General features: G+C 63.6%; 13 protein-coding genes. All 13 read left to right on the top strand.

The genetic code is table 11. The features are described 5' to 3' along the window. Positions 1–218 precede the first annotated feature (218 nt). The 13 genes from ENJ37_05710 (at position 219) to ENJ37_05650 (ending at position 19,801) form a co-directional block, all read left to right on the top strand. Positions 219–2,012, top strand: coding sequence for a hypothetical protein (locus ENJ37_05710; protein ID HHL39983.1), 1,794 nt, complete (start codon positions 219–221; stop codon positions 2,010–2,012). 13 nt (positions 2,013–2,025) lie between these two features. After that, entirely contained in the window at positions 2,026–3,522 is a 1,497-nt protein-coding gene (locus ENJ37_05705) for a radical SAM protein (GenBank protein HHL39982.1), read from the top strand. Between the two features lie 52 nt (positions 3,523–3,574). Then, positions 3,575–5,272, top strand: a complete 1,698-nt coding sequence (locus ENJ37_05700) for a thioredoxin domain-containing protein (GenBank protein ID HHL39981.1) — start codon at positions 3,575–3,577, stop codon at positions 5,270–5,272. 27 nt (positions 5,273–5,299) lie between these two features. Beyond that, complete coding sequence (locus ENJ37_05695) at positions 5,300–7,222, top strand: hypothetical protein (protein ID HHL39980.1); 1,923 nt, start codon at positions 5,300–5,302, stop codon at positions 7,220–7,222. Between the two features lie 373 nt (positions 7,223–7,595). Further along, positions 7,596–8,690, top strand: coding sequence for a formate/nitrite transporter family protein (locus tag ENJ37_05690; GenBank protein ID HHL39979.1), 1,095 nt, complete (start codon positions 7,596–7,598; stop codon positions 8,688–8,690). A 235-nt stretch (positions 8,691–8,925) separates the two neighbouring features. Then, positions 8,926–9,192: a hypothetical protein gene (locus ENJ37_05685; GenBank protein ID HHL39978.1), complete on the top strand. Its 267-nt coding sequence runs from the start codon at positions 8,926–8,928 to the stop codon at positions 9,190–9,192. A gap of 63 nt (positions 9,193–9,255) precedes the next feature. Then, positions 9,256–10,941, top strand: a complete 1,686-nt coding sequence (locus ENJ37_05680; protein ID HHL39977.1) for a hypothetical protein — start codon at positions 9,256–9,258, stop codon at positions 10,939–10,941. Positions 10,942–11,317: 376 nt separating this feature from the next. Then, positions 11,318–12,907: a VCBS repeat-containing protein gene (locus tag ENJ37_05675; protein ID HHL39976.1), complete on the top strand. Its 1,590-nt coding sequence runs from the start codon at positions 11,318–11,320 to the stop codon at positions 12,905–12,907. A 292-nt stretch (positions 12,908–13,199) separates the two neighbouring features. After that, positions 13,200–13,745, top strand: coding sequence for a cytochrome C oxidase subunit II (locus tag ENJ37_05670; GenBank protein HHL39975.1), 546 nt, complete (start codon positions 13,200–13,202; stop codon positions 13,743–13,745). Between the two features lies 1 nt (position 13,746). Next, entirely contained in the window at positions 13,747–15,195 is a 1,449-nt protein-coding gene (locus ENJ37_05665; protein ID HHL39974.1) for a hypothetical protein, read from the top strand. Between the two features lie 294 nt (positions 15,196–15,489). After that, entirely contained in the window at positions 15,490–16,014 is a 525-nt protein-coding gene (locus ENJ37_05660; GenBank protein HHL39973.1) for a cytochrome C oxidase subunit II, read from the top strand. A gap of 13 nt (positions 16,015–16,027) precedes the next feature. Further along, positions 16,028–17,542: a cytochrome C oxidase subunit I gene (locus ENJ37_05655; GenBank protein HHL39972.1), complete on the top strand. Its 1,515-nt coding sequence runs from the start codon at positions 16,028–16,030 to the stop codon at positions 17,540–17,542. Between the two features lie 747 nt (positions 17,543–18,289). After that, a complete protein-coding gene (locus tag ENJ37_05650) occupies positions 18,290–19,801 on the top strand; it encodes a cytochrome C oxidase subunit I (GenBank protein ID HHL39971.1) in 1,512 nt (503 codons plus the stop codon). The last annotated feature ends 56 nt before the right edge of the window (positions 19,802–19,857 follow it).

Raw genomic sequence — 19,857 nt, 5'->3', positions numbered from 1 at the left:
TTCAAAGACTTTCAATACGAGTTGGTTTCCCCCTGTTTTGCCTGGCAAAACAGGGGGAAACCAACTCGCATTAAAAGTTTTTGGAGGGAGTCTGAGGGAACCTTTTTACAAAAAGGTTCCCTCAGGGTAATTAATCAGCTCTTCCTTCTGAAAGTTTCCCCTCGGAGGAAAAAACAGGGTTTGCCGTGTAAGCAGCAGCCCAATTTTGCGGGGGGGATATGATGGACATGAAGATGGAGAGGAAGGGGATTACGGGAGTCTGGCTATCGCGTCTGATGGCGGCTTTCGTCGCCGTGGCCGTCTTTAGCGGCGCGGCCCTGGGGCTCGAGTGGGAGCCTTTAGGCCCCTACGGCGGCATCGTCACCACCGTCGTCGAGGACCGTGACGGCACGCTTTATCTCGGCACCGACGGCGGCGGGGTCTTCAAGAGCACCGACGGCGGCGAGTCGTGGCGTCTTTCGAGCAAGGGGCTCGGCAACCCATCGGTCTTCAGGCTCACCATAAGCGAGAAGGGCTACATCTTCGCCGGCACCAAGGGCGGGCTCTACTGGTCCAGGGACGGCGCGGCCACGTGGTCGCCGGTGGCCGAGCCTTCGCGCAACGCCCTGGTGCCCGACATCTTCGTCGACAAGGACGGCCGCGTCTACATCTCGGTCTGGGGCTCGGGTGTTTTCCGAAGCGACGACGGCGGCGAGAGCTGGACGTGGCTCAAGGAGGGGCTCTCGGCTCCTCAGGTCAACCAGATTGCCGCCGACGAGGATACCCTTTACGCGGCCACCGACTACGGCATATACCGCCGCCCCAAGGGAGACGACGGCAAGTGGGAGTCCTTCGGGTACTCCGAGGAGAACGTGGTGAGCTCGGTCATCGTCGATCCGAAGGGGGACCTCTACTGCTCGTACTGGGCGGCGAGCATCAACAAGTGGATAGACGGCGAGTTCATGCCCTATATCGGAGTGGACCCCTACACGCGGGTGCTCACGACCGACGGCGAGGGCAACATCTACGCCGGGGCGGAGACGGGAGTGTACAGGCTCCAGAGCACGGCGCGGGTCGGCGAGCGCATAGGGCTTGAGAAGACGGACGTGCAGAGCGTCATGGTCAGCCGCGGCGGCCGCTTCTTCGTCGGCTCCTACAGGTCCGGCCTCTATGTGAAGGAGGGCTCGCGGTGGGTTGAGAGGAACAAGGGCATCGTCAACTTCGAGGTCCTCGCCCTGGCCCTCACCCCCGAGGGCGACATATACGTGGGCACCATGGGCGGGCTCTTCCGCCGCGACCCCGGCGGCCGCTGGGAGAGCTACCTCGACCTGAACAACGAGGACGTGAACACCATCGTCTTCACGGAGAACGGCTACATCCTGGCCGGCACGGACCACGCCATATTCCGCAAGGTCGTGGGCTCGTCGCAGTGGAAGAAGTTCCGCGGGCTCTGGGGCTTCCGGGTCAAGGCCATAGTGGAGGACCGCGACGGCAGCCTCTACATGGGCACCGACGGCGACGGCGTGCTCGTAAGCCGCGACGGCGGCAACAGGTGGGACGAGCTGAACGAGGGGCTCGAGAACAGGCGGGTGACGACCCTCATCTTCGCCGGCGGCGTTCTGCTGGCCGCCACCCATGACGGGGTGTTCAGGCTCGAGGGCGGGAAGTGGGTCCGCTCGGGGCTTGACTGGAAGACGGTCAACGACATGGCCGCACACCGGGGCCGCCTCTACGCCGCCACGGCCTGGGCCGGCGTCTTCGTAAGCGCCGACGGCGGCAGGACCTGGTCCGCCGCGAGCGAGGGGCTGGAGACGAAGGAGCACAAGCGGGTCAACACCATAGAGTCCGGTCCCGACGGCAACCTCTACATCGGGACCTTCGACGGCCTTTTGCGAAGCGACGGAAAGGGGCCGTGGCGGGACATTACGGGCGAGCTCGTCAACAGGCGCATCAGGGCCGTGAGCTTCGACAAGGAGGGGCGCATATACATCGGCACCTTCGGCGCAGGCGTGAGCTCGGCCGTGCTGGAGTAACCCTCCTTCCATCATGACGGACCTTCTCATACTCGTACCCGGCATCAGGACGCTTCCCCACAGGGAGCGTTTCACCACCATCTACGACTTCCCCCGCGGGGCGCTGAGCCTTGCAAGCTTCCTCAACGCCAGGGGTGTGGAGACCGCCGTGGTGCCCCTTGACTACTACATGGGCGAGGCTGCGCACGGCGAGGGCCCCGAGGCCGTGGAGGCGCGCCTGCGCTCGGTCGTCGACGAGGCCATGGCCGAGTTCAGGCCCTCCCACGTGGGCGTGAGCTGCGCCTACACCATGCTCTATCCCGTCTCGTTGCGGATAATCGAGCGGTGCAAGGCCGCCGACCCGTCGATCACGGCGGGTCTCGGCGGTCCCCACGTCTCCTACCTGGACGAGCGGTGCTTCGCCGACTCGGAGGCCGTGGACTGGGTCGTAAGGGGCGAGGGCGAGTGGACGCTGCTCGAGATCCTTTCAAGGTTCAGAGAGGGGCGTGATCTCGACGGCGTGGCCGGCGTGAGCTTCCGGGCCGACGGCGGCGCGGTCGTGCGGGAGCGGCTCCGCCCGCCGGGGGAGATCGGCGAGCTTGCGCAGCTCGACTACGGTCTGCTGCCCGAGGGGTTCGTGCGCTCCATGGGCGTCTCCATTGTGGGGAGCCGCGGCTGCGCCTACCGCTGCACATACTGCAACGAGTCCGTCTTCTGGGGCCGCAAGGTCCGCCGCATGCCCGTCGAGAGGATAATAGCCGAGCTCGAGGTCCTGGCCCGGCGTTACGGCAACTACGCCGTGGGGCTCGAGGACTCGATGTTCAACATGAAGACCCGCTACTTCTTCGAGCTCATGGAGGGCATCGAGGGCATGAGGCTCAATCCCGGCTTCTACCTCCTCTCCCGCGTCGATTCGGTCACCCCCGAAGGCTTCAAGGCCATGAGGCGCGCCGGCGTGAACAACCTCGTGCTCGGCGTTGAGAGCGCCTCGCCGCGGGTGCTGCGGGCCATGGGCAAGGGCACCACGCCGGAACAGGCGGAGGCGGCCATGAGGCAGGCGCGCCGCTTCGGCCTCACGGTAGGCACCTTCTGGATCTTCGGCCATCCCGGAGACACCCCCGGCGAGGCGGCCGTGAGTCTCGAGGCCATAGACCGCTTCTACGCCTCCGACCTCATGCAGAACTCCGAGATAGCGCTATTCGTCCCCTATCCGGGTACCGACATCTTCGACAGGCCCGAAGACTACGGCGTGGAGATACTCGACTGGGACTGGGAGCGGTGGGGCAGGTTCAATACCGAGCCCGTCTGCCAGCTCAGGGACTTCTCCAGGGACGAGATCCTCGCCGCATGGCGCGCGGGCGCGGCCATAGCGGAGAAGTGGATGCTGAGACGTCGCATGGCCGCCGCGGGAGGGCTCCCCGTCCCCTCGGCCGCGGCCCTGCAGCCGCAGCCCGACTACAGGGGCGTGGGCCGCAACAGCCCCTGTCCCTGCGGAAGCGGCAGGAAGTTCAAACGCTGCTGCGGGGCGTGATCTCCGCGCGCCGGCGGCGGAAAAGACGGGACCTTAATTCGTGGAGGAGACGATGAAAAGCCTTCGGCTGGGTTTCACGGTGTCGGCGCTCCTGTGCGGGCTCTTGCTGGGCCACTCCCCTGCGGCCTCCGCCTACTCGCACGGCGACTCGCTCGTCAGGTGGCACGATTACTCGAAGGACGCCTTTGTCAAGGCCGAGAAGGAGGGCAAGCCCGTATTCATGCTCATAACGGCCGTGTGGTGTTACTGGTGCCACGTCTACGAGGAGAAGAGTCTCGAGACGAAGCAGGTGAGCTCCTATCTCAACGAGCACTACGTGCCGGTCTTCGTGGACTACGACGAGCGCAAGGACATAGCGAGGAAGTATCCGGCCACCGGGCTGCCGACGACGGTCATATTCGCCCCCGACGGCGAGGAGCTCATAAGCCTGCCCGGCTACATCCCGGTGGACAAGCTCATGACGGGCCTTCGCAACACGGTGGACTACGTGAAGAACGAGTACAGGCCCAGGGGGGAGGAGCAGGAGGTCCGCGAGGCGGCGAAGATGGTCGTGCCCGGCAAGGCGGCGCTGGAGCGTTACGTCAAGGACTTCCTCAAGCTCGTCACCTCCTACTACGACTCGGCCTACGGAGGCATAGGCACGCGCCAGAAGTATCCCAACGCCGCCGAGTTCTTGAGACTCCTCGAATACTACGAGGAGAGCGGCGAGAAGAAGTGGCTCGACATGGTGACGAACACCGTGGATCACATGGCGGGCTTCAGCCAGAAGCGGCCCGAGAGCAGGCGTCCGGCCTTCGAGGAGCTCGTGAAGCTTCGCGCGAGGGAGAGGAGCGACATAGACGCCGTGGCCAGGCTCCAGACGGACGACGTCTTCGTCGGCATCTACGACGCCGTGGAAGGGGGATTCTTCCGCTACGCCACCAGGCGCGACTGGACCATCCCCCACTACGAGAAGATACTCTCCGACAACGCCGAGCTTGCGCTGCTCTTCCTCAACGCCTACAGGGTCACCGACCGGCAGCGCTACCGCTCGGTGGCCGAGAAGACGCTTCACTACGTGCTGACAACCCTCTATGACGAGGAGGCGGGACGCTTCTACGGGAGCCAGGACGCCGACGAGGTCTACTACCACTTCACGGCCGCCGAGCGCGCCAGGGTGGAGCCGCCCCACGTGGACAGGAACAGCTACGCCTTCTCGAACGCGCAGATGGCGTCCACGCTGCTGCGGGCGGCGGCGGTCCTCGGCGACGAGCGCTACGCAGAGGCTGGCCGCCGGGCCCTGGAGTTCATAAGAAAGGAGCTTCTCACCGACTACGGCGTGCTGAGCTACTACGACCACAAGGACGGCAGGGCCCACATAAACGGCAACATCGAGCCGAACGCCTGGGCGGCGCTGGCCTTCCTGGAGGCCTACGGCCTCACAGGCGAGAAGAGCTACCTGGAGAGCGCCGGGAAGGTGCTGGACTTCGCCCTCGAGCACCTCTACGACGGGGAGAGCGGCGGCTTCTTCGAGCGCAGGAGCACGGACGACGCCTACTACCGCCCCGGCGAGCTATTTGTCGATGAAAAACCCCTGGAAGAGAACGGTGTTATGGCCTACGCCCTCTACCTCGCCTACGAGGCAACGGGCGACGAAGACTACCTCCTAAGGGCGAGACAGACGCTTGGTGTCTTCGTCGGCAGCATACGGGAGTACTCGCCCTACCTTCACAGGCTCTCGGCAAGGCTCCTTGCAAGGGCCGGAGAGTGAGGGGATGCGCTTTTTCCGCGGGGTCCGGTGAGAGCATTGGCCGACATCTTCAGGGTCCCTGACAGCCGCCGTGCGGCGCCGCGGCGCCTGGCCGCCTCTCTTTTCGCGGCGTCCGCGGCCGTTGTCCTGTGGGCGGCGCCGCTCCATGCCCTTCAGGGCGCGGGGGAAGGCTCCGCTCCGGGCTTCGACTTCTTCGGCGAGGGAGGCGCGGCCGGGCCCGCGGCGCCGGTCTCCCGGCCCGGGGCGCTCTCGGCCTACGGGCCCGACGCCGCCGGGCTTGCGGCCGCCGAGGAGGAGCTTTTAAGGGCGGCCGGCTCCGCCGCGGCGCGGACGGCGGAGCAGAGGGCGGGCTGGATCGCGCTAAGGCTTCTCCTCTCCGGCGGGGAGGCGGCCCGGAGGGCGGCGCTCGATGAGCTTGACCGGCTCGGTGACGTCTCGGCCGCCGGTGACTTCGAGGGGCTCCTGGCCCTCGGCGAGGCCCTCTCGCTCGCCTGCGCCGCGGACGACTCCCACTGTCCGGGGCTTGCCGCCGCGGCCGAGAGGATGGTCGAGGACTTTGTCGCGGGGGCGGGCGTGGCCGCCCGGGAGGCGGAGGGGGCCGTGGACATAGGGGCCACGGCGCAGGCGGCGCTCCTTGTCCTGCGCGCCGTGGAGAGCGGGGCGCCTCTCGACGCCGAGGCCGCGGCCATGCTCGACTTCCTCGCCGTCAAGGGAGTCGGCGGGGACGGCGCCTTCCACCTCTACTACGCGGACCGTGACGAGCCCTGGGGCGACGGCAGGCTCGACGACAACGCCTGGACGGCCCTCGCCCTCGCGCGCGGCTACGAGCTCCTCGGCGACGACGACTACCTCTCGGCCGCGCTGAAGGCCGCCCGCTTCATGGCCGGCGCCCTCTACGACACGAAGCTCGGCGGCTTCATGGCGAAGAACTCGCCCTCTCCCCGCTTCTATCCCGACGGCGCGATCTTCGACGCCGACAGGCCCCTGAGGGAGAACGCCGTGGCCGCCGCGGCCATGGCGGCCCTCTCGCCCTACGCCGCCGAAGCGGCGGCCACCCTTCCGCCCACGCTCGGCTATCTCGCGGGCGGGGCCCTCGCCTCCGATCCGCTCGCCGCCCGCTACTTCGTGGAGGCGTACCGCTCCGTGCTGGCCCCGGCCGGCGGCGAGGACGCCGAGCCGCTCGACATCGAGCGGGCCGGCACGGCCGGGCTCTTCATCATCGCCTTCGCCGCCGGCGTGCTGAGCTTCATATCCCCCTGCACGCTCCCCATACTGCCCGCCTACTTCGCCTTCGCCTTCCAGGGCGACAGGCGGCGGATCGTCGTCATGACCCTGGCCTTCTTCCTCGGTCTCGCCACCGTCTTCTCGCTCATGGGCGCCACGGCGAGCTTTGTGGGCTCCTTCATCCGCGCCCACATGGACACCATAAACATAGTCGGCGGCGCCCTCATCATGGCCTTCGGCCTGCTCTCGCTCCTCGGTCTCGGCTTCGAGGGCCTGCGCTTCTCCTTCCAGCCGGCCAGGACCTTCGCCGGCTCCTTCGTCTTCGGCGCGAGCATCGCCGTGGGGTGGACGGCCTGCGTCGGCCCCATCCTGGGGGCCATACTGGTCATGGCCTCCACGGGCTCCCGTGTGGCGGAGGCCACGGCCCTGCTCTTCACCTACGCCATGGGCCTGGGACTGCCTCTCATCGTGGTCTCGGCGGTCTTCAAAAATCTTGACAAGAACGGTAAGTTTTGGCAGTTTATCAGGGGAAAAGGCCGGGAGGTGCGTCTGGGCGGCAGGGTCCTGCTGATCCACACCAACAACATCATCGCCGGCGCGGTCATCATGGCCCTCGGAGCCCTTGTGATGACCGGACGGCTCACCCAGCTCAACAGGCTGCTGCCCACGAGCGTGCAGGCCTGGTTCAACTCCGTCGAGGACCTTCTGATGAAGGTCTTCATCTGAATGGCGGGGGAGCTGGGGGCGCGGACCCGGTCAGCTTAATTACCCTGGGGGAAACTTTCTGTAGAAGGGCCATAGGCCCGCGTTTCCCCCAGCCCCCCTTCAAAGACTTTCAATTCCCTGTGGATCATCCCGATTTTGCTTGCAAAATCGGGATGATCCACAGGCGTCAAAAGTTTTTGGAGGGAGTCTGAGGGAACCGTGGGTCCATGACCCTTTTACAAAAAGGTTCCCTCAGTGCAATAAATCAGAGGTTCCTTATTCTTGCGTTTCAGGACAGTGAGGTGCGCTTTTTTCGGGCCGCCGCAGTCCTTGCGCAACCGACCGCTGCCGCCGCAGGGCGAGGGTATACAATACACCGCAAGGAGGGGATGCAATGAACAATGAGAAGCTTCCAAGTTTTATCCCGTACTACGGGGGGCTCCACAACACGATCCACGAGATGAGCGTGGCCGGAGACACGAAGGCCAAGATCGGGCTCGGCCAGATCCTTGTCCTCGGCATCCTGGCAAGCGTCTATCTCACCTTCGCCACCACGCTGGCCATCGTCTGCGCCACGGGCATAGAGACGGTGAGCGTGAAGAAACTCGTCATGGGCGTCGTCTTCCCCGTCGGCCTCATCGCGATCCTCATCGGCGGGGCCGAGCTCTACACGGGTAACGCCATGGTGCCCAGCGTGGCCGGCATGACGGGACGGACCGGCTGGAACAGGGTCGCCTACAACTGGGTCGGCAGCTACACGGGCAACTTCCTGGGCGGCATATTCGGCGCCATATTCATAATCTACCTGACCAACATCCTCGGCGATCCCTTCCTCATGACGGTGAAGAAGGTGGCCTTCAAGAAGGTCTCCAACCCCTGGATGACCAACTTCTGGCGGGGGCTCGCCTGCGTGTGGCTCGTCGACCTGGCCGTCTACCTCGCCGGTCGCGTAAAGGAGCCGGCCGCCAAGTTCTTCCTCATCTGGTTCCCCACCATGACCTTCTTCGCCATAGGCTTCGAGCACTCCATCGTCAACATGTTCATCATACCGGCTGGCATAATGGCGGGCGCGCCCATCACGTGGGGACAGTTCCTGTGGAACAACCTCGTGCCCGTCACCCTCGGCAACACGGTGGCCGGACTCTTCACCGTGGGCATGGCCTATTGGTACACGGCGGGCATGCCTGTGCTGAAGAAGGCCGTCGAGCCGGGCTCGCAGTACGTGCCCTACGCCCACGAGGACTACGTGCACGGCGACAACGCCTATCTGGCCAAGACCTTCATAACGGGAGCGGTGCTCACGCTCGTCTTCACGGCGCTTATGCCGGGGGTCGCCGCCCTTGTGACCTACGGCGTACTCGAGGGCGCGCCGGCCATGGCCACGAGCGTGAAGGAGCACCTGGCGCCCCAGGGGCTCGTAAAGGGCCTCATGGTCTGCGCCTACTTCACGGCCGTCGCCTTCGTGGCCTCCGTCTCGCTGAGGAAGTAATCCCGCCCGGCAGTCCCGGGGGCGCAACCCGGGGGGGCACGCAGCGCTCCCCCCCGGGGCGCCTCCATGGCGGCGATGTGGCCTTTTTGCAGTTTTTCGAAAAAAAACAACAGGATGGGGCCATACGGCAGGTGGGGCGGCTTTCCATGGAGGCCCGTCACATTTCTAACAGCTTGATATGTGAAGGATTTTTTACTGCGCCCTCCGGTTGTCGAGTTCGTGGCGCGGAGTTTGCATGGCCGTAGCCGATGGGGTCGACGGCCCGCCGGTCCCCGGAGCCGGGGCGGGAGAGGGGGCGGGAGAGGGGGAGCAGGGCGGGACCGCAAAAAAATTCTTTTTTTCAAAATTTCCTATTGATTCACGGAGTCATTTCATATATCATAACGAAAATTTTATATTGCCCAATCCTGTCTTCCGGGAAACGGCGCCGTATGAGACCCGGAAGACGTTAAAGGAGAGTCGGACTGACGAAAAAAGGAAAACATGCCGAAAGGAGGTGTGAAGAAGAGTTTGTTACTTCGCCTCGTCAGGGAAGGGGCGATCAGCACTTAGTCAAGGAGGGTGAATGATGAGAAGACTTTTGGTTCTTTTGTTTTCCGTGGCGTTTCTCGCCGCCGGCATAGGCGCGGCCGACGCCGTGGACATGAAAGTAAAGGGCGTGTTCAAGACCTGGGCCCTTTCGCAAAACCAGTTCAGGGCTGGCAAGGACGATATCAAGGATAACTATGTCGTATCCCTCGTGAGGCTCGCTCCGACCTTCAGCGCCTTCAACGGCGACGTCAAGGTCCACCTGAGGTTCGACATGGCCCAGGGCTGGTGGGGCGTCAACAACCAGCGCGGCACGTTCCTCAACTGGCAGGGCGACAACAGGACCTCGTCGACGCTCTTCGCCGACAAGGGCACCAACTATCCTGTCCACGTGGACGTGGCCTACATCAACTTCAAGCTCCCCTTCACCGACGCCACGAGGATCCACCTCGGCCGTTCCTACTGGAAGGTGGGCAACAAGCTGGTGCTCGACTACGAGTATGACGGCGTGAAGCTCATACAGCCCCTTGGCGACAACAAGCTCACCCTCGGCTGGGCCAAGATCAACGAGGGCTACATGGGTCTTTCCGACAGGAACGCCGGCAAGATACTCTGGGACGCCGGCACGCAGTCCGGTGTGGACGGCGGCGACGCCAACATGCTCATGGCCATGTTCGACGCCAAGGTGGGCGGCGACCTCTCGGCCTGGTTCATCTGGTACAAGGACAGCGGCATCGACGACGACACGGCCTACCTCAACGACCAGATCGACTACTCCATGGCCAGGTTCAAGCCCCAGGTAACCCAGCTCAACATACTGGGCGCCAACTGGAAGGGCAAGGTCGGCCCCATCGCCCTCAACGCCGAGTTCGACTACCTCTGGGGTAAGGACGACATAGCCAACACCTCCTACGACAGCTCGGGCATCCCCGACGGCACGAAGGACGGCAACACCAGGCGTGAGTGCGGCAACTTCGGCTCCACGTCGGGCACCGCCTCCACCTCCGGTTACCTGCCGCCCCACTGCATCAACAGGCTCGACAAGAACAACGGTGATCTCAGCGGCTGGACCCTCATGGTCAAGGCCGACTGGAAGGAGATCGCCCCGAGCCTCAACCTGGGCCTGCTGCTCGGCGCCGGCTCCGGCGACAGCGACGTGAGAAGCGGCAAGGGCAACGTCAACAAGCTCGAGACCGAGGGCTGGCTCTACGTCTCCGAGGTCTGGGAGGACTCGATCATGCCCGACATCACGGGCATCACCCCCCAGGGTCTCGGCTCGCCCTGGTCGCGCGGCTACCGCGAGTTCGAGAACCAGTGGCTCGCGCAGCTCAACGCCACCTACAAGATAACCTCCAAGGTCAAGCTCTACGTGGCAGCCCAGTACATGCAGGCCATGGAGGAGATACCGAGCTGGGCCGGCACCGCCGCCGGTCCCACGGCCAACGTATGCACGGGCGGCAACTGCAACAACGACGGTAACGGCGGTGGCGCCACGGTGAACGGCAACAACAAGTCGGGCGGCCCCAACTACAGCAACGCCTCCAAGGACCTCGGCTACGAGGTGGACGCCAAGCTCTCCTACGCCATCCAGCCGGGCCTGGTCTTCGACCTGAGGGGCGGCTACATGTGGATAGGCGAGGGCGCGGCCAACCTCATCGCCGGCAACCCCGCATGGGACAAGAACCCCTGGGAGGCCAGGTGGGACGTTACCTGGAAGTTCTGATCACCCTTCCGGGTTAACCGTAAAGACCAAAGAGGGGAGGACCGATGGTCCTCCCCTTTTTCTTTTCCGCCGGCGCGGCACCGGCCCTGCCCGCATCGCTCCTGCCCCGGAGGGGTCCGCCCGCGCCAGGCGGGGTTTTTACGCCTTTGCGGGCGGACCCCTCCGGGGCAGGAACGGTGAGCGATTGACATCTTTGGCGAGGGAGTCTGAGGGCGCCGGCGGTCCGGGCCCCTTTCTCAAAGGAGGCTCCCTCGGCGGGTGTGTTTTTTTCTGGACCTCGGCCCCCGGATGCTGTAAAAGGATATCTTCCGTTACGACCGGTCCTCGTCCGTCGGGCGGCCCGGCGTCTTTTCCCATCGACAGGAGAGGTGAGTCAGTGAAGAACGGTTTGCTGAGATTTGCCGCCGTCGTCGCGGCGGCGGCGGTTATGTGGGGCGGGGCCGCCGTCTGCCGGGCCGCGGGGCCGAGGGTGGTGCTGCTCGATCCGAAGGTCCACGGAGATGGCGCCGGCTCGCTCGCCGCCGCCGTGGCCGACATGCTCGTTACGAGGGTCTCCGCAAAGGGAGCGGAGGTGGTGCGGCGCACGGGCGAAGACGTGGCCGACGCGGCCGCCGCTCTCGACTCCGCCGGGGCCGCCGCCCTGGTGAAGTGGTCGATCTCCGTCTTCGGCGACGACGTGAGCATCGACATCTCCGTGTACCGGCGCGGCGGCGGAGCGCCGAGGGGGGTGTATGCGTCCATGAAGAGGGCGGAGCTCATACCGGCCATGGAGTCGCTGGCCGCAAGGCTCGCGTCCGAGGGCCTGGGGCTCGCCGTCCCCGGGACGCCGGGAGGCGGCGCGGCGGCCCCGGCCCCGGCTCCTGCCCCGGCCCCGGCGCCCCCAGGACCCGCCAAGACGCCGGGCGGCGCGGATGAGGCGGCCGCCGCGCCGCCTTCGCCGGTCGACCCCCTCGGCCCGGAGACGGTGCTCTGGAAGGGGGAGGGGATCGAGCCCGCCGACGCCGCCATGGGTGATGTGGACGGCGACGGCTCGGACGAGATCGTCGTCGTCGAGTACGACAAGGTCCATCTCTTCAAGCACGACGGCCGCGCAATGAAGCTCGTCGCCACCGTCGATGGCGAGGACGGCTCTTTCGCCGTGACCGTGGCCGACATCAACAGAAACGGCCGCGCCGAGGTCTTCGTCTCGGCCTACGCCGAATACGTCAAGAGCTACGTGCTCGAGTGGAACGGCGATACGCTCGTAAAGACGGCCGACAGGCTCGACTGGTTCTTCAGGGCCGTGGACGTGCCCCGCAGGGGCCTGAGACTCTTCGGCCAGAAGACCGACTTCCACGGCATGCGCACGGGCTACGTCCACGAGATCGCCTGGAGCGGATCCGGATACGTGCGGGGCGGGAGGGCCGGACTTCCTCCCCGTACCGACCTCTTCAGCTTCGCCTACATGGAGGACGACGAGGGACGCCTCGTTACGCTGGTGCGCAACAGCGACACCCTCTCCATAGACGTATACGACGAAGAGGGCAAGAGGCTTCTGGCCGGATCGAAGAAGTACGGCGGCACCCTCAACTACTACACCGGCGACTACGGCACCGACGCCACCGATAGCATAGAGGCCCTGGAGGAACAGATCCGCGGCGGGCCCCTGTGGATCAGGGTGCCGCAGAAGATCCAGTGGCTCGGAGGCCCCTACGCCCTCGTGGCCCGCAACAAGCGCGGCCCCCTGGACATATTCAAGAAACACAGCGGGTTCAAGTCCTCCGAGCTCGTCCTCCTCCACTGGGACGGCATCGGGCTGAGGGAGGTCTACACGACGCCCGAGCTCCCGGCCTACACGGTCTCGGTCATGGCCGGCGACGTGGACGGCGACGGAAGGACCGAGGCCGTGGCACTCGGGGCCGACGGTCTGGAGGCGCTCTGGGGCGGGGTGCGCAGCTATCTTACGGGCTTCGCCGTCAGATATTGACGCTCGTCTTCACGGCGGCCGGGACCGTCCTTTATCGGGATATGGAGGTCATTTTTCTGTTGACAGGCCAATGTCAAAAATAGTATAAGTGCCCAACTACACGACGACTCATCCCGGTACTTCAGTCCATCGTAAAGGAGGGGATACGGAGGGTTGTAACCTGTTGTATTTGCTTTGTTTCCAAGCCGGGCCCCGAGCCCCCTGGCGTGCCTGTGAACCGTGTCAGGGCCCGGTCCGCAAGCAGCGTCAATCTGAACCCCCAAGGAGGTGAGACAACGTGTCCGCACAATCAATGATCGGTCTGGTAAACGTGCTCGCCGGCGTCATCATCATCGGCATCTTCTGGAAGGTGGGTATGAGCGCCAAGGAGCGCGAGGATGATTACACCAAGGTCACGAAGAAGGGTTACGCCATAAGGAGCAAGTACTTCTGGTCGCTCCTCGCGGTGAGCATCGTCCTCTTCATCGTCGGCATCATCGCCTTCCCCTATCCCGACATCATGGAGGCCAAGATCTCCGGCGATCCCGAGATAGTCAAGGTCGAGGCCTTCCAGTTCGGCTGGGTCCTCGACAAGGACGAGTTGCCGCTGGGCAGGCCCGTGCGTTTCGACGTGACGGCCAACGACGTGAACCACGGCTTCGGCATCTACTACCACGGCAAGGACGGCAACAGGCGCAAGGGTGTCTTCGTGGCGCAGACACAGGCCATGCCCGATTACATCAACAAGCTCTACGTTACGTTCGACAAGCCCGGTATCTACAAGATATGGTGCCTCGAGTACTGCGGCGTGGCCCATCACATCATGGTAGGAGAGTTCGAAGTCAAGGAGGAGGTGTGAGATGGCTCTGACTGGAAGGGCGCTGTACGAGAGGCGCGTAACCGGTATCGTGCTCGGTATCGGGGCGATAACCCTCTGTCTCTTCGGCGCCACCATGTTTTTCGGTGTCATAATGAGGACCGGGCAGGGCATGTTCATAGACGTGCGGCCCGACGTCATGTACGAGTTCATGACGATCCACTCCATCGGGGCCGGCGGCTCGCTCATGGTGGGCGTGATGGCCGTCAACTGGTACGTGCTCCGCAAGTACCTGGACCTGAACATGCACATCATGCAGGTCATGTTCGGCATCATCGGCGCGGCGGTGGTCACCCTCCTCTCGGTCACGCTGCTCGGCTACTACGGCACGGGCTGGACCTTCCTCTACCCGCTGCCCTTCAAGTCGGCCGGGGCCTGGTACGACTTCGCCCCCGGCATGTGGTACCTTGCGCTGCTGTGCGTCGTCGTCGCCATGGGCATGTCGTGGGTGGACATGGTCAAGGCCGCGTCGAGGAAGTACGGGTTCTCCAACGCCATGGGCTGGACGCTCATCTCCGGCACCGTCGAGCCCGAGAAGACCCCTCCGCCCGTGGTCCTGATCTCGACGGTGACGGCCATGTGCGGCCTCTTCTCGCTGGCCGCGGGCTTCATAGTGCTCGTGCTCTTCATGGTCCACTGGGCCAACCCCGACTACTACCTCGACTACCTCTTCGTCAAGAACCTCATATACTACTTCGGCCACATCGTCATGAACATGATCATGTACATGTGCGCGGCCATCGTCTATGAGCTCATGCCCCTGTACGCGAACAGGCCTTGGAAGTCGAACAAGGTGGTGGCCATCTCGTGGAACACGGCCTTCGTGGCCGTCACGCTCGCCTACTGGCACCACCTGCTCCAGGACTTCCCGCAGCCGCTCATATTCCAGGTGCTCGGCGTCTTCGGCTCCTACATGGCCGCCTTCCCGGCGACCGTCGTGACCATCACGGGTACGCTCATCCTGGTCTACAGGTCGGGACTCAAGTGGAAGGCCGCTCCGCTGTACATGTTCCTCGGGCTCATGGGTTGGGCCATAGGCGGCTTCATGGCCGTCTTCGACGCCGGCTTCAACCAGTACTTCCACAACACCATGTACGTGCCCAGCCACTTCCACCTCTACCTGCTCGCCGGCGCGGCCTTCGTCTTCGTCGGCTCCCTCTACCACATGACCTGGGAGACGGGCGGCGCGGAGGACGCCTTCGAGGACAAGCTCGGCCTATGGGCGTGGTTTGTCGGGGCCTACGGCGTCGTCTTCTTCTTCGGCATAGCCGGTGTGGTCGGCACGCCGCGGCGCTACGCCGTGCAGATGCCGGGCACGGAGATATACAGCAAGTTCGCCGTCTATTTCGCATGGATAGTCGTCTTCGGGCTGCTGATAGCCATAGCCCGTTACCTGACGAGGCTGCAGCTGGTCAAGCCGCTCAGGAACTGAGCGGCCGTCGTTGCAGCGGCGGCCTCCGCGGCAGGCGGCGGGACTGTCCCCGGGCTGCAAACAATGGTTTCCGAGATGAACGAAAGGAGATAATCCCATGTCCGACGAGACGAAACAGACCAAGGAAGAGGAGCCGATACCGGCCTGGCAGATATTCTTCGACAACATATTCCTACTCTTTTTCTTCGGCATCGCCATCCCCACGCTCGTCTACACCGTGTGGGGGTTGATGGAGGTTGTCCAGATACCTCAGCTGCCGATCAAGCCCTGAGAAGGCGAGGAGGTGATTGAAAGATGGCCATAAAAGAGCCTGAAAGGATTTGGTACAAGAGGTACAGCAGGGACGAGAAGATATGGGTCTCCGTCTCGCTGCTGTGGATGCTGACCTCCTTCGTCTTCATGCCCGTTTACCACTTCGCCGGGTCGCAGAACCCCCCCATCGAGACCTACAGGGTGAAGGCCGAGGATTACGACAAGCTCGTCGACGCCATGATCGAAAAGTTCCAGGTCGGCGAGGAGAACGGCGTGCCCGTGGTCCATCCCGACCCCGACGAGCCGGTCTTCATCAAGGCGAGCATGTGGCAGTGGTATCCCATAGTCGAGCTGGAGAAGGGCAAGACCTACAAGATCCACCTCTCCTCCACCGACATACAGCACGGCTTCTCGCTCCAGCCCATCAACATGAACTTCATGGTGCTGCCCGACTACGACTATGTGCTGACCCTCACTCCCACGACTGACGGGGAGTTCTACATCGTCTGCAACGAATTCTGCGGCATCGGTCATCACATGATGGTCGGCAAGCTGTACGTGAAGTAGGGGAGGTGAAACGATGATAACTGAGGACTTCAGGACCTGCCCCGAAACAGGGTTGAGGATACACAATCCCACGGCCGCGCTTGTCAAGTGGAACGTGGTGACGGCCATCCTCTTCCTTGCTCTGGGCGGTTTCATGGGCTTTCTGGTCGTCCTGACCAGGTGGCCGAGCGTGCACTACCTTGGTATGGTAAACTACTACCGATACCTCACGCTTCACGGCATAGACGCGCTCCTTGTATGGATCATATTCTTCGAGATAGCCCTGGTGCACTTCACGTCGGCCGTGCTGCTGAACACGCGCTCCGTGCTGCTCTTCGCCGGCTGGATCGCCTACGCGCTCATGCTCGTCGGCGCGGTCTTCATCAACATAGTGGTGCTCGCCGGCAAGGCGGACGTCATGTTCACCTCCTACGTGCCGCTCAAGGCCGACGCCGTCTACTACCTGGGCGTCATCATATTCGCCGTCGGAGCGCTCACCGCCTTCGGCCACTTCTTCGGCAACATCATGCAGGCCAAGCGTGACGGCTTCTACAAGCACTCGCTGCCGCTGGGCACCTACGGGCTTGCCGCGGCGAGCATCATCGCCGTCCTCACGCTCGCCCACGGCGCCGTCATCATGATACCGGTCTTCTTCTGGTCCATGGGGCTCATCCACTACATCGACCCCGGCACCTACAGGCTCATCTTCTGGGGCCTCGGCCACCCCTCGCAGCAGATAAACGTCTGCGCCATGGTGTCCGTCTGGTACATGAGCGCGGCGTTCCTGCTCGACGCAAAGCCGCTCAACGAGAAGCTCTCGCGCACGGCCTTCGTGCTCTACATCTTCTTCATCAACGTGGCCTCCGAGCATCACCTGCTGGTGGATCCGATCTTCTCGGCCTGGCACAAGATAATCAACACGAGCTACGTCATGCACCTGGCCGTGCTCGCCTCGATGATGCACGCCTTCAGCGTGCCCGCCTCCATAGAGCTCGCGCTCAGGAAGAAGGGCTACGACAAGAGCCTCTTCGAGTGGCTCAAGAAGGCGCCGTGGTCCAACCCGAGCTTCTCGGCCCTGGCCATTTCCATACTGCTCTTCGGCTTTCTCGGCGGCATAACGGGCGTCATCTTCGGCACCGAGCAGTTCAACATCATCCGTCACAACACCATAGCCATCACCGGTCACTTCCACGGCACCGTCGTGGCGGGAACGACCGTGGCCTTCATGGGCTTCACGTACCTGCTCATAAAGTACATCTTCCAGCGCGAGCTGGTCATGCAGAAGCTGGCCATGTGGCAGCCCTGGCTCTACGGCATAGGCGTGGCCCTCATATCGATAGGCATGATGAGCGCGGGCAGCTTCGGCGTGCCCAGGCGCCACTACGACATCACCTTCTCGGGCGCGCCGTTCTCGTTCACCTTCGACCCGTCCATCGACATGTTCATGAGCATGATGGGCATAGGCGGCGTGCTGGCCACCATAGGAGGCGTTGCGTACATCGTTGTGGCGCTCGGCTCCATACTCTACGGCAGGAAGATAAACGCCTGAGGGAGACGGCGGGCGGAGGCTGGGGCGGAGGCGGCGCTCCGAGCGCAGGGACCTCCAGCCCCACCGCGCGGGCGGTCCCTCTGTAACCATCGTAAAGGAGGTGCATGAAATGGCTGACGATAAGGACCACAGCGACGAGATGTTGGCGCCCGGTGTTCTGGTTTTGTCCTTCATCTTTCTCATAACCTTCATAGTCATCTGGTTCCTCCACCTCAAGTGGATACTCGAGCTCTGGGGAGTGGAGTAGGACCGGGACGGTCAATGACCGCTGGACGGTCGTGGAGGGAGAAACCAGTTGAAGCGCCTGCGGGGCCGCAAGGCCCCCAGCAGGCGCCGACAAGGAGGTAAGAAGGATGGTGGCTGAACAGAAAAAGCCCGGCAGGCTCAACATACAGCTCCTCATCGGCGTTATGACCGCCTGGGTGGTGCTCCTCATCATCGTATGTGCATGGACCTGAAGCCGTGTCCCCATACGAGTCACTGAGTGCCTTGCCAGGCAATCACATAAAGGGGTTCACCACTTGATGGGGGGCCCCTTTTTTGCGTGCGCTCCCTCATAAAGCCTCCCTGACGTAAAAGGGGAGCTTTTATTGACATCGATCATGTTTTTGTGCCGGAGCCTGCCTTACAATCGGTCCACAGGGCCGCGTTCTTGCCCGGCCGGCCTCGACAGGAATTGAAAGACTGTAAGCTGTACCGAGAGGACTCTTACGCAGCCCAAAACGCAGTGCCTGACAGGAGGCGACCATGAGTAATGAAGACTTCAGAGTTTGTTCGTTTACGGGCTTCAAGGTCGACAGCAGGGTGGAGTCGCTGGTGAGATGGAACGTCATCGCGGCGGTGCTCTGCCTGGCCGTGGGTGGACTCATGGCGTTGATGGTGGCGCTCACGCGGTGGCCCAGCGTCCATCTCCTCTCCCCTTCGGCCTACTACAGGTTTCTCACGCTCCACGGCATCGACGCGCTTCTCGCCTGGATCATATTCTTCGAGATAGCGCTGGTCCACTACGCCTCCGGCATCCTCCTCAACTCCCGCTCCGCCTCTCCCGCGGCCGGATGGGCCGCCTTCGCCCTCATGCTCGCCGGAGGCGCGATCATCAACGTCGTCGTGCTCGCCGGCGGGGCGGACGTGATGTTCACCTCCTACGTGCCGCTCAAGGCGAGCCCCATCTACTACATAGGGGTCATCCTCTTCGCCGTGGGGGCCCTCATCGGTTTCAGCCTCATATTCTTCAATATCGTCAAGGCCAAGCGGGCCGGCGCATACGAGCGCTCGCTGCCTCTTGGCACCTACGGCATGGTGGCCGCCGCCATCATCGCCGTCCTCACGCTCGCCCACGGCGCCGCCATAATGATACCAACGCTGCTGTGGTCGGCGGGGCTCATCCCCCACATAGACCCCGGTGTGTACAGGCTCGTTTTCTGGGGCCTCGGCCACCCCTCGCAGCAGATAAACGTCTGCGCCATGGTGGCCGTCTGGTACATGGTCGCCGCCTTCACCACCGGCGCCAAGCCGATTAACGAGAAGCTCTCGCGCACGGCCTTCGTGCTCTACATCTTCTTCATCAACGTGGCCTCCGAGCATCACCTGCTGGTGGACCCGATCTTCTCGACGTGGCACAAGATAATCAACACGAGCTACGTCATGCACCTGGCGGTGCTCGCCTCCATGATGCACGCCTTCTGCGTGCCCGCCTCCATCGAGGTGGCCTTCAGGAAGAAGGGCTACACCCAGGGACTCTTCGAGTGGCTCAAGGTCGCTCCCTGGGGCAACCCGGCCTTCTCGTCGGTTGTCCTCTCCATGGTCATCTTCGGCTTTCTCGGCGGCATAACGGGTGTCATCTTCGGCACCGAGCAGTTCAACATCATCCGTCACAACACCATAGCCATCACCGGACACTTCCACGGCACCGTCGTGGGTGGTACGACCGTGGCGTTCATGGGCTTCACATACCTGCTGCTCCCCTATGTCTTCAGGCGCAAGCTGATAATGGAGGGGGCGGCCAAGCTGCAGCCCTACCTCTACGGCGTGGGCGTGGCCATGCTCTCCATCGGGATGCTCAGCGCCGGCCAGTTCGGCGTGCCGCGGCGCCACTACGACATAACCTTCGCCGGCGCTCCCTTCTCCTTCACCTTCGACCCGTCGGTCGACATGTTCATGAGCATGATGGGCGTGGGCGGAGTGCTGGCGGCCCTGGGCGGCGCCCTCTATATCGTCATAGCCCTGGGCTCCATCTTCGCCGGAGAACCCGTAGAGTAAAGACCCGCAGAGGCGGCGTGGAAGCCGCGCGATGTAACGATGTAACAACGGCGGCC

This window comes from Deltaproteobacteria bacterium, from assembly GCA_011375175.1.
Taxonomy (GTDB): domain Bacteria; phylum Desulfobacterota; class GWC2-55-46; order GWC2-55-46; family DRME01; genus DRME01.
This window is presented reverse-complemented; position numbering and strand designations above follow the sequence as displayed.